This window comes from Nonlabens sp. MIC269 (assembly GCF_001430865.1).
In the GTDB taxonomy this organism is placed as follows: domain Bacteria; phylum Bacteroidota; class Bacteroidia; order Flavobacteriales; family Flavobacteriaceae; genus Nonlabens; species Nonlabens tegetincola.
The window spans coordinates 2,747,633-2,762,000 of the sequence record NZ_CP011373.1 but is presented as its reverse complement, the minus strand read 5'-3'; the positions used below and the strand labels follow the sequence as shown (position 1 = coordinate 2,762,000).

9 protein-coding genes are annotated in these 14,368 nt (G+C 34.9%); 4 read left to right on the top strand and 5 right to left on the bottom strand.

The window, feature by feature from the left end; genetic code table 11:
* Positions 1 to 31: 31 nt before the first annotated feature.
* On the bottom strand, positions 32 to 2,002 hold the full coding sequence (locus AAT17_RS12455) for an HD family phosphohydrolase (RefSeq protein ID WP_082586971.1): 1,971 nt from the start codon (positions 2,000 to 2,002) through the stop codon (positions 32 to 34).
* Between the two features lie 83 nt (positions 2,003 to 2,085).
* On the opposite strand from AAT17_RS12455, the gene AAT17_RS12450 reads away from it, so the two are divergent.
* Positions 2,086 to 3,261, top strand: a complete 1,176-nt coding sequence (locus AAT17_RS12450) for an acetyl-CoA C-acyltransferase (RefSeq protein ID WP_060524751.1) — start codon at positions 2,086 to 2,088, stop codon at positions 3,259 to 3,261.
* 3 nt (positions 3,262 to 3,264) lie between these two features.
* The gene (locus AAT17_RS12445) at positions 3,265 to 4,017 is read left to right on the top strand and encodes a C40 family peptidase (protein ID WP_060524749.1); all 753 of its coding nucleotides are present in this window, start codon (positions 3,265 to 3,267) and stop codon (positions 4,015 to 4,017) included.
* A 75-nt stretch (positions 4,018 to 4,092) separates the two neighbouring features.
* On the opposite strand, the gene AAT17_RS12440 is transcribed toward AAT17_RS12445, so the two are convergent.
* Together AAT17_RS12440 and gyrA are read right to left on the bottom strand one after the other, a co-directional pair.
* On the bottom strand, positions 4,093 to 5,265 hold the full coding sequence (locus AAT17_RS12440; protein WP_172792958.1) for a lipopolysaccharide assembly protein LapB: 1,173 nt from the start codon (positions 5,263 to 5,265) through the stop codon (positions 4,093 to 4,095).
* 13 nt (positions 5,266 to 5,278) lie between these two features.
* Positions 5,279 to 7,789, bottom strand: a complete 2,511-nt coding sequence (gene gyrA / locus AAT17_RS12435; protein ID WP_060524745.1) for a DNA gyrase subunit A — start codon at positions 7,787 to 7,789, stop codon at positions 5,279 to 5,281.
* A gap of 319 nt (positions 7,790 to 8,108) precedes the next feature.
* Between gyrA and AAT17_RS12430 the strand changes: the two genes are divergently transcribed.
* Entirely contained in the window at positions 8,109 to 10,658 is a 2,550-nt protein-coding gene (locus AAT17_RS12430; protein ID WP_060524742.1) for an ATP-dependent Clp protease ATP-binding subunit, read from the top strand.
* 157 nt (positions 10,659 to 10,815) lie between these two features.
* Positions 10,816 to 11,262: a hypothetical protein gene (locus AAT17_RS12425; RefSeq protein WP_216598160.1), complete on the top strand. Its 447-nt coding sequence runs from the start codon at positions 10,816 to 10,818 to the stop codon at positions 11,260 to 11,262.
* Here the strand turns inward: AAT17_RS12425 and hutH are convergent.
* The gene (hutH, locus tag AAT17_RS12420; RefSeq protein ID WP_060524738.1) at positions 11,259 to 12,749 is read right to left on the bottom strand and encodes a histidine ammonia-lyase; all 1,491 of its coding nucleotides are present in this window, start codon (positions 12,747 to 12,749) and stop codon (positions 11,259 to 11,261) included. The two genes, AAT17_RS12425 and hutH, sit on opposite strands and share 4 nt — an antisense overlap.
* A 43-nt stretch (positions 12,750 to 12,792) precedes the next feature.
* Entirely contained in the window at positions 12,793 to 14,328 is a 1,536-nt protein-coding gene (locus tag AAT17_RS12415; protein ID WP_060524736.1) for a bifunctional ADP-dependent NAD(P)H-hydrate dehydratase/NAD(P)H-hydrate epimerase, read from the bottom strand.
* Between the last annotated feature and the right edge of the window lie 40 nt (positions 14,329 to 14,368).

Genomic DNA, 14,368 nt, shown 5'->3' with positions numbered 1-14,368 from the left:
AATTAGTTTTCACAAAACATTTTTACGTTTTTTATTCGGGATATTCAATTCTAACATGATAAATACTGTTTAACTTCTTTTTTATCAACAGTTTGACCTTTTTAATTTCTTTTAAAGTTAAATCAGAATTATCAAACTGACCACTATTTAAATGTCCATCTATAACAGTTTCCACTAGTCTATCAAATTTTTGTGCAGTCGGTTGTTGTACACTCTTTGAAGCTGCTTCTATACTATCACTTATCATTAATAATGCTGTTTCTTTACTGAATGGTTTAGGACCCGGATAGCTAAAATTCTCTTTAACTGTGTTTGGATCAAGCTCTTTGTTTTTATGATAAAAATATTTGACAAGAGAATCTCCATGATGGGTTCTTATAAAGTCAATTATTCTATCAGGAATATTGTACTCCTTAGCTAACTCTACTCCTAGTAATATATGGTTTATTATTATGCTTGCACTTTCTTTTGGTGCTAGATCATCATGAGGATTAATTCCATTCGTTTGATTTTCGATGAATAGAGTCGGATTGCTAATTTTTCCTATATCGTGATATAAAGCACCTACTCTTACCAACATCGAATTTGCTCCAATTTCACTTGCCAGATATTCTGCTATATTTGCCACATTCAAAGAGTGATGAAAGGTTCCTGGCGCTTCATTGGATAGTCTTTTTAACAATGGAGCATTGGTGTCTCCTAATTCAAGTAATGAAATATCACTCGTCATATTAAAAACTTTTTCATAAGCATATATGAGAGGATAAATCATTAAGACGAGAATACTACTGATTACTATCTGCCCTAATTTTTCCCATTTAATAGTGAAATCCGCATCACTAAATAATGAAAATGAAATCCAAATAATCGTAGAAATAATTAGAATTTTAACAACCACTAAAAATAAATTAGCTCGATTATAAATTTTTGCATTTGAGGTTAAGGCTACAATTGAAATCAATATTTGTTGTGTTATAAAAATAAGGGGATTTAAAACATTAAGGCTTATGACAAGAGTTACTAAGACACTACAAAATAAAGCCAATCTTGTAGAAAAAAATGATTGAAGAATCAAAGAATAAATTACAAAAGGTATAATTAATATATAATCAGGATAACTATACGAGAAAAATATTCCTAAACAAATGAACAATAATGTATTGAATAGAATGAAAATAATATTCTTATTGATCAATAAAAGTGCTCCATTAAATTTTTTGATATACAGATAAAACGCTAATAATAGAACATAAATTATTGCTCCTTTACTAATTTTACTAATCAGTCGATCTTTGACGTCTGAATTCTTTACATAATTTCTATTCAAGGAATCTAGCACTTTCAACTTATCACCTTGAACTATTTCACCTTTAGCTATTATTCTACTATTTTGTTTCACCCAATAGTCAATAGGTAAAATATTTGAAATAGCATTATTAATCCTCTTATTCGTTTCTTCCTTATTAAAGAAAACATTTTCTTCAGGGACATTAAAAACATTAAATAATGAATCAGGAAGTAAATTTCTTATTTTCTTTTTTAATTCAGTTCTTCTAATAAGTTTATCCGTATTAATAATACTTTCCTCACCATTCTTAACTAATATGATAGAACGATTGATCAAGGTATCAGAAATAACACCTGTTTCGTAAGAGTTAAGTATTATTTCATTTAAATCATTATTCAGATTTTCGCTAATAACTTTTTCACTATTCGCAAGAATAAAATTTTTATTTTCAAGTGATACTTTCTTAAAAGTATATATCGGAAATTGACTTTCTATTGCTTGTTTTTTTTCTGAAATTAATTCCTCATTCGTTTTGTAAACAGGGAAATCAAAAGGCGCGTATAAAACATCCTGTGACCAAGGTTCACCGTGTTGATATCGTAATGAAAATCTATTACTTTCCGGAGTTAATAGAACAATTAAAACCGTAGACAGAAACAAAATGACAAATAAAGCCAAATGTTCAATTTTAAAATATTTTTTTATAAACGACATCCTTTACTTTAAGGTTGAATTAACCACTTTACAATTTTAAAAAGCAGTGTTTTTATGTATTTTCGCAGGTAAAGATAAACATCATGAATAAAGTAGTAATTGTATCCTACGCAAGAACACCTATTGGTAGCTTTATGGGAAAGCTATCAACCATCCCTGCAACACAATTAGGTAGCATAGCAATCAAAGGAGCAATAGATAAATCTGGAATTGATCCAAACCTCGTTCAAGAAGTTTTTATGGGTCACGTTGTTCAAGCAAATACGGGTCAAGCACCTGCTAGACAAGCAGCTCTAGGAGCAGGTATATCAAAAAACACTCCTTGTACTACTGTAAATAAAGTTTGTGCGAGTGGAATGAAATCTATAATGATGGCAGCACAATCAATAGCTTGTGGAGACGCTGATGTTGTCATTGCCGGTGGAATGGAAAACATGAGTCAAATACCACATTATACACATCTACGCAATGCTACAAAGTTTGGCCCTAGCACTCTAGTCGATGGAATGCAACGAGATGGATTAATTGACGCCTATGATAAAAATGCTATGGGAGTATGTGCTGACCAGTGTGCTATAGACCATAGTTTTACAAGAGAAGATCAAGACAAATTTGCAATTCAATCTTATAACAGATCTAGTGAAGCTTGGTCAAATGGAAAGTTTAGTGATGAAGTAGTTCCAGTTCATGTCCCACAGCGCCGTGGTGATGATTTGGTAGTTGATAGAGATGAGGAATACTCTAATGTCAAAATGGATAAAATACCTTCATTACGCCCTGCATTTACTAAGGATGGTACTGTGACAGCGGCAAACGCCTCTACGATCAACGATGGTGCTGCCGCGTTACTTTTGATGAGTGAAGATAAAGCTAAAGAATTAGGTCTTAGTCCAATTGCTTACGTAAAAGGATATGCAGATGCAGCACTGACTCCTGAGCATTTTACAGTTGCTCCTGCAAAAGCTTTACCCAAAGCTTTAAGTAAAGCAGGTGTTTCTCAAGATGAAATAGATTATTTTGAATTCAATGAGGCTTTTTCAGTTGTTGGATTAGCAAATATGAAGCTATTGGGACTTAATGATAAGAACGTTAATGTGTATGGTGGTGCGGTTTCACTAGGGCATCCATTAGGCTGTAGCGGTGCTCGTATAGTAACTACATTATTAAGTGTACTTAAACAAGAAGACGGAAAATTAGGAGCTGCTGCTATTTGCAACGGCGGCGGCGGTGCAAGCGCTATGGTTATAGAAATGTTATAATACATGAGATACGGTATTTGCCCAATTTCAATTGCTCCGTTAAGAGCTGAAGCTAGTGATAAAAGTGAGCTAGTATCTCAGGTACTATATGGGGAAATATTCAAAATTATCGAACCAAGAAAAAGTTGGTCTAGGATACGACTTGCACATGATAAATATGAAGGTTGGATAGATAATAAACAATTGAGGGAAATTGAGTCAGAAGACTACCATAGTATTCATCAACTTCCCAAATCATATTGTACTGATTTAATTTCTCATGTAACACATGAAGATGGATCGTTATCTACAATATGTATTGGTGCGCAAATAAGCTCTTCTGCTTTTTTAGGAGACAAGTTTAATGGAGAATATCATGATTTTGCAGAAATTGAAAAATCTAAAATAGTCGAAAACTCTTTACTCTTTTTAAATACATCATATTTATGGGGTGGACGTAATCCATTGGGTATCGATTGCAGCGGATTTACACAATTAGTGTATAGATTGAACGGGCATTCCATTCCTAGAGACGCTTCACAGCAAGCAAATATTGGCGAAGCTTTAAGCTTTATAGAGGAATCAGAACCAGGTGATTTGGCCTTTTTTGATAATAAAGAAGGTTTAATCACTCATGTAGGAGTCGTTATGCAAGATAATTACATTATCCATGCCCACGGCAAGATAAGAATAGATCGCTTAGATCAAAGTGGTATTTTCAATGTAGAAAGTAATTCGCATACTCACAAGTTAAGGGTAATCAAAAAAATTATCTAATTAAAAAAAGCCTCTCATAATATTGAGAGGCTTTTTTAATTTTAAGCTTTCGCGAAAGCGTAATATTTAAACTTTTTATTTTCCTTGAAGAGCATCGATTTTATCTTGCATTTCAAGTGCTCCGTATAAGCTTAACAAAGTACCTTTTACGTTTGCATTTTCCGGCTTTATTTTTAAAGCTTTTTCAAAAACATCGATTGCGCTTTTGTATAACTTTTCTTGATCATCATATGAAGTAGAATCCAAGTTTCCTTTTTCTAAATATATAGCGCCTAAATTATATAAAGTAACAAAATTATTAGGATTCTTAGATAAACTTAAATTAAAATATTTAATAGCTTCATCATAATTTTTATTTTGAACGGCGGCTAATCCAAGATTATCAAAAACTTTTGGGTCCGAAACTTCATCTACAAGCGCCTCAGTAGCTTTTTTATATTCATCCATCATACCCAAGGTTAAATACATATCTGCCTTGTTTATTTTCAAAGATTCATCATTTGGATATCTATCAAACGCATTTACAAAAACCTCTTTTGCTTTGGCATCTTGACCAGAGTTTTTGTAAAGCCAGATTAAATTACTAACTATTACTCCTCTATTAGAAGGTGATTTCTCAACTATTAAATTTTTGTATTCTCCCTTAGCAATAGCAGCTTCTACTAAGACTTTATTAGGAAATATCTCTTCTTTCCCATCCTTTACCCTAGTAGCTTTAAAAATATCTTGTTCTCCTGAGAAACCATTATTAAACAATTCTTCATAGTAAAATAAAGCCTCTTCAAATTCTCCAGTGGAGTACGCTAAATTAGCAGTATTAAATTTCATTGAATGATCATCTGGGTAAAAGGAAGCTAGTTTTTTAACTATTGAAAGAGCTTTTTGCGGATTTGAGTTTGCTAATTTACTTGCATTTTTAACTAGCAATTGTCTTCCTAAACTTTCAACAAAACTAAATTTAACCTCATCATCAAACCCTAACTCTTCAGCTTTTTTCAATTCATCCATAGCTAATAAAAGCTGATCAACATCGTCAGTTGCATTTGTAAAAAGAGTGAATGCATTGTAAAATGCATACTCATCTTTATAATCAGCTTCTATTTCATTTTCATTTAGAGTATTGAAAATTTCCATTGCAGCTGCGATGTCATTTCTATCTACTGCCTTTGCTATTTTTTTGAATTGTTTCTTTTGTGCAGTAGCAATTACTGCACAAAAAAGAAACATAATAGTTACTATTTTTTTCATTTTAAAATTTTTGTTATTCTTCGCTATCATCGGTCACAACAGTTGTGCCATCGTTTTCCGTTGCCTCAAGACTATCGTCGTCGTTTTCATCTTTAACAACTTTTGCAACTGCAGCAATCGAATCGTTACCTTTTAAGTTTATAAGCCTTACTCCTTGCGTTGCTCTTCCCATAACTCTTAGGTCAGAGACATTGATTCTAATCGCAACACCAGACTTATTGATAATCATTAAATCATCAGAGTCAGTTACATTTTTAAGAGCCACTAAACTTCCTGTCTTTTCAGTAACAGAGATTGTTTTTACACCTTTTCCTCCACGATTAGTTTCTCTATAATCTTCTAGGCTTGACCTTTTACCGTATCCTTTTTCAGAAACGACAAGAATATTAGATTCCATATCATTTACAGATACCATTCCTATAACCTCATCATCGTCGTGCGCAAGTCTGATTCCTCTAACTCCACTTGCACTACGACCCATAGGCCTAGTTTTTGATTCATCAAATCGAATTGCTTTACCGCTCTTCAATCCTAACATTACGTGGCTATCTCCAGTCGTTAGTTTTGCTTCTAATAAGGTATCTCCATCCTTAATAGTAATTGCATTAATACCATTTGAACGAGGTCTTGAGTACTGTTCTAAAGAAGTTTTCTTAACCTGACCTTTTTTAGTAGCCATTATCACATAATGACTATTAATATAGTCTTCGTCTTTAAGATCTTGAGTACAAATTACCGCTTTAACCTTATCGTCTTGCTCAATATTAATTAGATTCTGTATAGCTCTACCTTTGGAAGTACGACTACCTTCTGGTATTTCATAAACTCTCATCCAGAAACACTTACCTTTTTCAGTAAAGAAAAGCATGTATTGATGATTTGTTCCTATAAAAATATCCTCCAGGAAATCTGCATCACGCGTTGTACTTGCCTTCTGGCCTACTCCACCTCTATTCTGAATTTTATATTCATTCAAACTAGTACGCTTAATGTAACCTGCATGTGAAATTGTGATTACAACTTGCTCATCTGGTATCATATCTTCGATACTCAAATCACCACCAGCATACTCGATTTTTGATCGGCGCTCATCACCAAATTTCTCTTTAACCTCGAGAAGTTCTTCCTTAATAATAGCCATTCTACGCTCTTTTTTAGCAAGAATATCTTTAAGGTCTGCGATGGTTTCTAAAAGGTCGTTATACTCTGATCGTAATTTATCTTGTTCTAGCCCTGTAAGCTGTCTCAATCGCATTTCAACGATAGCTCTAGCTTGAATTTCAGAAAGTTCAAAACGTTTAATTAGCTTTTCTCGCGCTTCTTCTCCATTTTTACTAGAACGTATAAGTGCAATAACCTCATCGATATTATCACTAGCAATAATTAATCCTTCAAGGATATGTGCTCGTTCTTCAGCTTTACGCAATTCAAAAGTTGTTCTACGAGTTACTACCTCATGTCTGTGCTCCACAAAATAGTGGATCATCTCTTTAACATTAAGTAATTGCGGTCTACCGTTTACAAGTGCAATGTTATTCACACTAAAACTTGATTGTAAAGCAGTATGCTTATACAATTTATTAATCACGATATTAGGTATAGCATCCCTTTTAAGAACATATACGATACGCATACCTTTACGGTCGGATTCATCTCTTATGGAGGAGATTCCTTCAAGTTTTTTCTCGTTGATAAGATCGGCTGTTTTCTTAATCATATCAGCTTTATTTACCTGATATGGCAACTCATCAACGATTATGCATTCACGTCCTTTTACCTCTTCAATACGTGCTCTACCTCTTATTTTAACGCGACCACGCCCAGTATGCATGGCTTCTTTTACTCCATCATAACCGTAAATAATTCCACCTGTTGGAAAATCTGGTGCTTTTACATGGTTTATGAGTTCATCAACTGTTATGTCGTTATCTTCAATGTAGGCGATTGTACCATCTACTACTTCAGATAAGTTATGCGGTGGCATATTAGTAGCCATACCTACTGCAATACCGCTAGCTCCATTTACGAGCAGGTTAGGTATTTTTGTAGGAAGAACAGTAGGCTCGCTTAATGTATCATCAAAATTAAGTTGAGTATCTACCGTTTCCTTATCGATATCAGCGAGCATTTCCTCACTTATTTTACGCATTCTGGCTTCAGTATAACGCATGGCTGCAGGTGGATCTCCATCTACACTACCAAAGTTACCCTGACCATCAACCATCATATACCTCAAAGACCATTCTTGCGCCATACGTACCATTGTATCGTATACCGATGTATCTCCATGAGGATGGTACTTTCCAAGTACCTCTCCTACAATTCTTGCACTTTTTTTGTAAGCTCTATTAGATAGTACACCTAGCTCGTACATTCCATAAAGAACCCTACGGTGAACTGGTTTTAGCCCATCGCGCACATCTGGCAGTGCACGTGACACTATGACCGACATCGAGTAATCGATGTATGCTGACTTCATTTCATCCTCGATATTAATCGGGATCAACTTTTCTCCATCTGCCATGAATTATCAGTGTTTTAAATTATGAACTAGCAAGATAAGCAAACAGCTAGTATTTATAAGGGTTTAGGCCTATTTTATCATGTTTTTTATTAACACATTTTAAGAAATCCTGTTTATAAGTTTTAGCTTAGATAAACGATGCCTAAAATCATGTGGTAAAGTTAGACTACTTGCGTTTAAATAGTTTCAAATCAGGTATTTTATCACGCTTTCGCGAAAGCGAACCCAACCACTTAAACTTTATATTAACCGTAATTTATAAAACGGTACGGCTTTTGAACGATTTAATTCATTAAATTTAGCCAAAGAAGCAAGTTATATGGATGATAATTTTTCACCGAGAGTCAAAGACGTGATAGCCTTTAGCAAAGAAGAAGCGTTAAGGTTAGGTCACGATTTTATAGGCACTGAACATCTTATGTTAGGTCTTTTGAGAGATGGAGATGGAAAGGCCATTCAAATTTTAGGAAATTTAAGTGTCGATTTAGATTTACTACGTAGAAAAGTAGAAATATTGAGTCCGGCAAATCCTAGTTCGGAATTGAAAGCAAATGAAAAAAAGAATTTGCACCTCACTAGACAGGCAGAAAGAGCACTTAAAACAACCTTTTTAGAAGCAAAGCTGTTTCAAAGTTCCTCTATTAATACTGCACACTTACTATTGTGCATTTTACGCAATGAAAACGATCCTACGACTAAATTGCTCAACAAAATGCAAGTGGATTACGATGGTGTAAAAGAGGAGTTTAAAACCTTATTGTCTGAAGATGATAATTACACTGATGAACCACTCGCACAAAGTTTTAGCGATGATGATTCTAATGAAGCAGGTAAGGATGATGGAGAAAACTTATTCTCAGGAAATGCCGATAAAAAAGGTAGCAAGAAAAGTAAGACACCTGTTTTAGATAATTTTGGACGTGATTTAACCAAACTAGCAGAAGACGACAAACTTGATCCTGTTGTAGGTCGTACGGAAGAAATACAACGTGTATCTCAAATTTTGAGTAGACGTAAAAAGAATAATCCTTTATTAATAGGTGAGCCTGGAGTTGGTAAAAGTGCAATAGCCGAAGGTCTAGCCCTAAGAATCGTTCAACGTAAAGTTTCACGTATTTTATATGATAAAAGAGTGATAACTCTTGATCTTGCTAGTCTAGTTGCTGGTACGAAGTACAGAGGTCAATTTGAAGAACGTATGAAAGCGGTGATGAATGAGCTTGAAAAAAATGATGATATTATTTTATTCATTGATGAAATTCACACCATCGTCGGCGCTGGTGGTGCTGCTGGGTCATTAGATGCTTCAAACATGTTTAAACCAGCGCTAGCACGTGGTGAGATACAATGTATAGGTGCGACAACTCTTGATGAGTATCGTAATAGTATTGAAAAGGATGGTGCTCTTGAACGACGTTTTCAAAAAGTGATGGTAGAACCAACTAGCGTTGAGGAAACCATAGCTATTCTTAACAATATTAAAGAGAAATATGAAGATCATCATAATGTAGAGTATACGCCTGAGGCTATTGAAGCGTGTGTAACGTTGACCAATAGATATATGACCGATAGGTTTTTGCCAGACAAGGCTATAGACGCTTTAGATGAAGCAGGCTCTAGAATTCATATTACAAATATCGAAGTTCCAGACCAAATTGTGGAAATAGAACAAAAGCTGGAAGAAGTACGCGAGGAGAAGACTAATGTTGTTAAAAAACAAAAGTATGAGCAAGCTGCCCGATTAAGAGACGATGAGAAAAAGCTAGAACAACAGCTTAAAGACGCTCAAGATGCTTGGGAAGAAGCTTCTAAAAATCATAAGGATACGGTTACCGAAGAAAACGTGGCTGAAGTTGTAAGCATGATGACAGGAATTCCTGTTAACAGAATAGCTACCCAAGAAATGAAGAAATTGAGCAACCTAAATGAGACTATAGGTAGTTCAGTAATTGGGCAAGAAAAGGCTGTAAAACAGGTAGTAAAAGCTATTCAACGTAATCGAGCTGGCTTAAAAGATCCTAATAAACCGATCGGATCTTTTATATTTCTAGGGCAAACTGGTGTAGGTAAAACACAACTTGCTAAAGTTTTATCCAAAGAGCTATTTGATTCTGAAAACTCATTAATCAGAATTGATATGAGTGAATACATGGAGAAATTTGCTATAAGCAGGCTTATTGGTGCGCCTCCAGGATATGTAGGTTATGAAGAAGGTGGACAGCTCACTGAAAAAGTGCGCAGAAAACCATATAGCGTGGTTCTATTGGATGAAATCGAGAAAGCTCACCCAGATGTTTTTAATATGTTATTGCAAGTTCTTGATGACGGTTACATTACCGATAGTTTAGGACGCAAAATCGATTTTAGAAACACCATCATAATTATGACAAGTAATGTTGGTGCTAGACAACTTAAAGATTTTGGGTCAGGTGTAGGATTTGGTACAGCAGCTCGTAAGAGCGCTGCAGATGAGAATGCGCGTAGTGTAATTCAAGCTGCCCTTAAAAAGACATTTGCTCCTGAATTCTTGAACAGAATTGACGATGTAATTGTGTTTAACGCTTTAGAAAGAGAGGATATTCATAAAATTATTGATATCGAGCTAGAAAAATTACTAGCACGTATCAAAGATTTAGGATACGATTTAAAACTAAGCGAGAAGGCAAAGGATTATATTGCCGATAAAGGTTTTGACAAACAGTACGGTGCTAGGCCTTTGAAAAGAGCTATTCAAAAACATATTGAAGATACTCTTGCAGAGGAAATTGTTAACAATCAACTTCAAGAAGGAGATTCAATATCTATGGACCTAGACGAAAAAACCAATGAACTTGTCATTAATATTGAAAAAGCAAGTACGACAGAATAAGTTATTTTTATTATATGCTATAAAAGGCTACTCTTTTTTGAGTAGCCTTTTTTTATTTATTGCACAATTGTTAAAAACAAATAACTCAAAATCCTAAAAACATGTTTTTAGTCGAATTGTAAGCTAAATAAGTTTCCAAAATTAATAATGATTAGGTATGAAAATACTTTTACTCCATCAATTAAAAATAGGGAATATGAAAACAGTAGATTTAGATTTTGGCCGCTTTGAGTTTTACCCAGATCTTGTAATTGGAACAATCAACGAAGGAGTTCACTTTGATAAAAAATTGAACGAGACCTTAAGAAATAATATCGTTTATCATTATGGGGTTCATCACCCTATCGGTTATATAAGTGTAAGAGAGAACAACTATTCTGTAGACCCAATGATACATCTTGAAAATAAAAAGTTTGACAATCTATGCAGTGTGGCAATAGTTGAAAATAGAATTTATGGAATGAGTAGCATCGCTCTAGAAGCAAAGTTTTTTAAGCCTGGAAAGCTTAAATCATTCATTACCCCAGAGGAGGCACTTATATGGACCAATAAACAAATTGAAAACTCTATAAGAAATAAAGAGCTCAAATATCAATTGGTTTAAAAATCAATTTTAGTTTCTTCAAGAAATATTCTAGCAGCTTTTATATCGCTATACATGATACGATCCTCATCGAGTTGAGACACATAATCACGTAAAGAATTAACTATCCTCTTCAGAAATGGAGAGGTTTGTTTTTTTCTAAAAGAAAGAGATTCTGCTCCAGCGATAAGTTCAATTCCCAAAACAGTTTGACAATTATCTAAAAGTTCATATAATTTAACTGCTGCATTTGCTCCCATGCTCACATGATCCTCCTGCCCATTTGAGGATACTATACTATCAGTAGAGCTAGGATTAGCTAGAGATTTATTTTTACTTACAATACTGGCTGCAGTATACTGCATAATCATCATCCCACTATTCAAACCTGGGTTGTGAACAAGAAAAGAAGAGAGTCCTCTTTTACCACTCATTAACTGAAAGGTACGTCGCTCGCTTATGTTTGCGATTTCACTAAGAGCGATTGCCATATAATCCAAAGCTAAGGCAAGTGGTTGACCATGGAAATTACCAGCAGAAATCACTTCGTCTGAATCTGGAAAAACATTAGGATTATCAGTAACTGAATTGAGTTCTGTAACAATGGTTTTAGTAACAAAGTTTAAAGTATCCTTGCTAGCACCATGTACCTGCGGTACGCATCTAAAACTATATGGATCTTGTACATTATCCTTAGCATCTTGTGCTATCTCACTTCCATCTAGTAAGTCTAGTAATAATTGAGCGCTTTCTAATTGTCCAGCATGTGGCCTAATTACATGACTTTGCGGTAAAAATGGAGATAAAGAACAATTAAAACCATCGATTGATAATGAAGCGGTGATGTGAGACCAGTTCCATAGCTGTTCTGCTTTCAATAATCCATAAATAGCATAAGCAAGCATGAATTGAGTACCGTTTATAAGGGCCAAACCTTCTTTAGATTTTAAGTTCAAAGGCTCCACTCCATAATTACTTTTCAAGGCGCTTGCATCTCTAACTTCATTGTCAATATATATTTCCCCTAAACCTAGCAACGGTAAAGCCATGTGCGCGAGCGGCGCTAGATCACCACTAGCTCCTAATGAACCTTGTTCATAAATTACGGGTAATAAATTATTATTAAAGAAAAAAATCAACCTTTCAACAACTTCTATACTTACTCCACTATGGCCGTACGATAGACTTTGTATTTTACAAAAAAGCATGATTCTTATAATCTCCTTAGGAACAGGCTTGCCGGCACCACAAGCATGTGATATGATTAAGTTTTTCTGTAACTTCTCTATATCTTGCAGTTCAATGCGAGTGTCACATAAGGAACCAAACCCAGTGTTGATACCGTATGCAGTAGGCGCCTCTATGGCGCCATATTTTTCATCGAGGTACTTGCGACCTTTTAAAATTCGTTGCTTGGCATCTTCCGATAGTTCTAATTCAGTTACCTGAAAAGCAATCTCGGATAGTTTGTTTTTATTAATATGAGCAGATGATATGGTATGCTTCATAAGTCTTGGTAGATGTTAAGTTTTGTAGTTTTGATTAAATAATTTATTGCTGCTGTGGTGGTTGTTGCTGTGGTTGTCTAAATAAGTTAAGAATGGCTGGTCCTATAAAATTGCTAATAATGCTAGCTTTAAGACCTTCATGTGCATAGGTTTGAACAGCTAGATCACCACTAGCTCCATGCAGATAAACACCAAACAATGTGGCAGTAATTGGATCATACTTTTGTGCAAGAAATGCCGCTATTACACCGCTTAATACATCACCACTTCCTGCTGTTGCCATACCTGGATTGCCAGAATCATTAACAAACATACCTTGTGGTGTAACGGTAAAAGTGAATGCTCCTTTAAGGACTAAAATGACTTTATGTTCCATAGAGAATTTTTGAGCTTTTGATAATTTATCATAGCTCCCTTTCCACACTCCTATTAATCCTTTAAGTTCTCCATCATGCGGCGTGAGAATAGAGTTTTCTGGAATTTTCTTCAAAAGGCCTAGATCTCTTGACAGTAAATTGATTCCATCGGCATCAATAACTACCGGTGATACTTGTTTAGATATCGCTTTCGCGAAAGCGGAGAAAGTATCATCTTTTAATCCCAGACCAGGACCTACACATAAAACATAATTTTGTAATTCGTGATCAAAATTAGTTATGTGAGATTCACCAGAACTTAAAATGCTCATTACTTCTGGAACCGAGCATTGTAATATGGTATTACCGTCTTCTGGAATAAGAGCAGTAACTTTTCCAGCACCTGCATTTATTGCTGCCCCAGAAGCAAGAACTGCCGCTCCCATTTTGCCTTCGCTGCCTGCCATAACAAGCACATGACCGTAATCTCCTTTATGAGAAAAAGGGTTGCGATTTTTATACATGCGCTGGGCTAGATCCTTGTCTACAAGGTTTGCAAGTGGCTGTACCTGAATCATATATTCCGGATCTAGTCCAATATTAATCACTTCATAAGTACCTACTAAATTTCCTGTTTCGGGAAGGAAAAAAGATAGTTTAGGTGTTTGAAAGGTAAAAGTATGATTGGCACGAATAACAGGAGCATCATTTTGCGCTTGATCTGCAAACAAGCCGCTAGGCATATCAACAGCTACTTTAAAGGCTCTTGAATTATTAATATGCTCAACAAATTCTGCCATCCAACCATCAATAGGCCTATTTATTCCTGTACCAAAAATCGCATCTATCACGATGTCTTGTTGACCTATTTCTGGAAAGTCATCTTTGCAACTTAATAGAATAGGCCAGTCTTTTGTAACCTCCTTAATTCTATCATAATTTACAAGGAAATCCTTACTACGCTTTTTACTGCAGTTAGTAACATAAGTGGTTACATGATATCCATGCTGGATGAGATGCCTTGCGATTGCTAGACCATCACCACCATTATTACCTATTCCGCAAAATACTTTAATAGGAACAGGAGCTCCATTAAGTCGTTGATGTAAACGTTCAAAGACAAGAGTGGCAACACGCTCCATTAAATCAATACTTGAAATTTGCTGTTTTTGTATTGTAGAAGCATCTGCCTGAGCTAATTGCTCGCCGCTTAATATTTTCAAAACCTTATAATTTAGAATTGCAAAATAAGCTTTTTGTGAC

Excerpts from the sequence above, each read along its gene's own strand:
- AAT17_RS12455 (WP_082586971.1), bottom strand. The coding sequence starts at position 2,002 with ATGTCGTTTATAAAAAAATATTTTAAAATTGAACATTTGGCTTTATTT.
- AAT17_RS12450 (WP_060524751.1), top strand. The coding sequence starts at position 2,086 with ATGAATAAAGTAGTAATTGTATCCTACGCAAGAACACCTATTGGTAGC.
- AAT17_RS12445 (WP_060524749.1), top strand. The coding sequence starts at position 3,265 with ATGAGATACGGTATTTGCCCAATTTCAATTGCTCCGTTAAGAGCTGAA.
- AAT17_RS12440 (WP_172792958.1), bottom strand. The coding sequence starts at position 5,265 with ATGAAAAAAATAGTAACTATTATGTTTCTTTTTTGTGCAGTAATTGCT.
- gyrA (WP_060524745.1), bottom strand. The coding sequence starts at position 7,789 with ATGGCAGATGGAGAAAAGTTGATCCCGATTAATATCGAGGATGAAATG.
- AAT17_RS12430 (WP_060524742.1), top strand. The coding sequence starts at position 8,109 with ATGGATGATAATTTTTCACCGAGAGTCAAAGACGTGATAGCCTTTAGC.
- AAT17_RS12425 (WP_216598160.1), top strand. The coding sequence starts at position 10,816 with ATGAAAATACTTTTACTCCATCAATTAAAAATAGGGAATATGAAAACA.
- hutH (WP_060524738.1), bottom strand. The coding sequence starts at position 12,749 with ATGAAGCATACCATATCATCTGCTCATATTAATAAAAACAAACTATCC.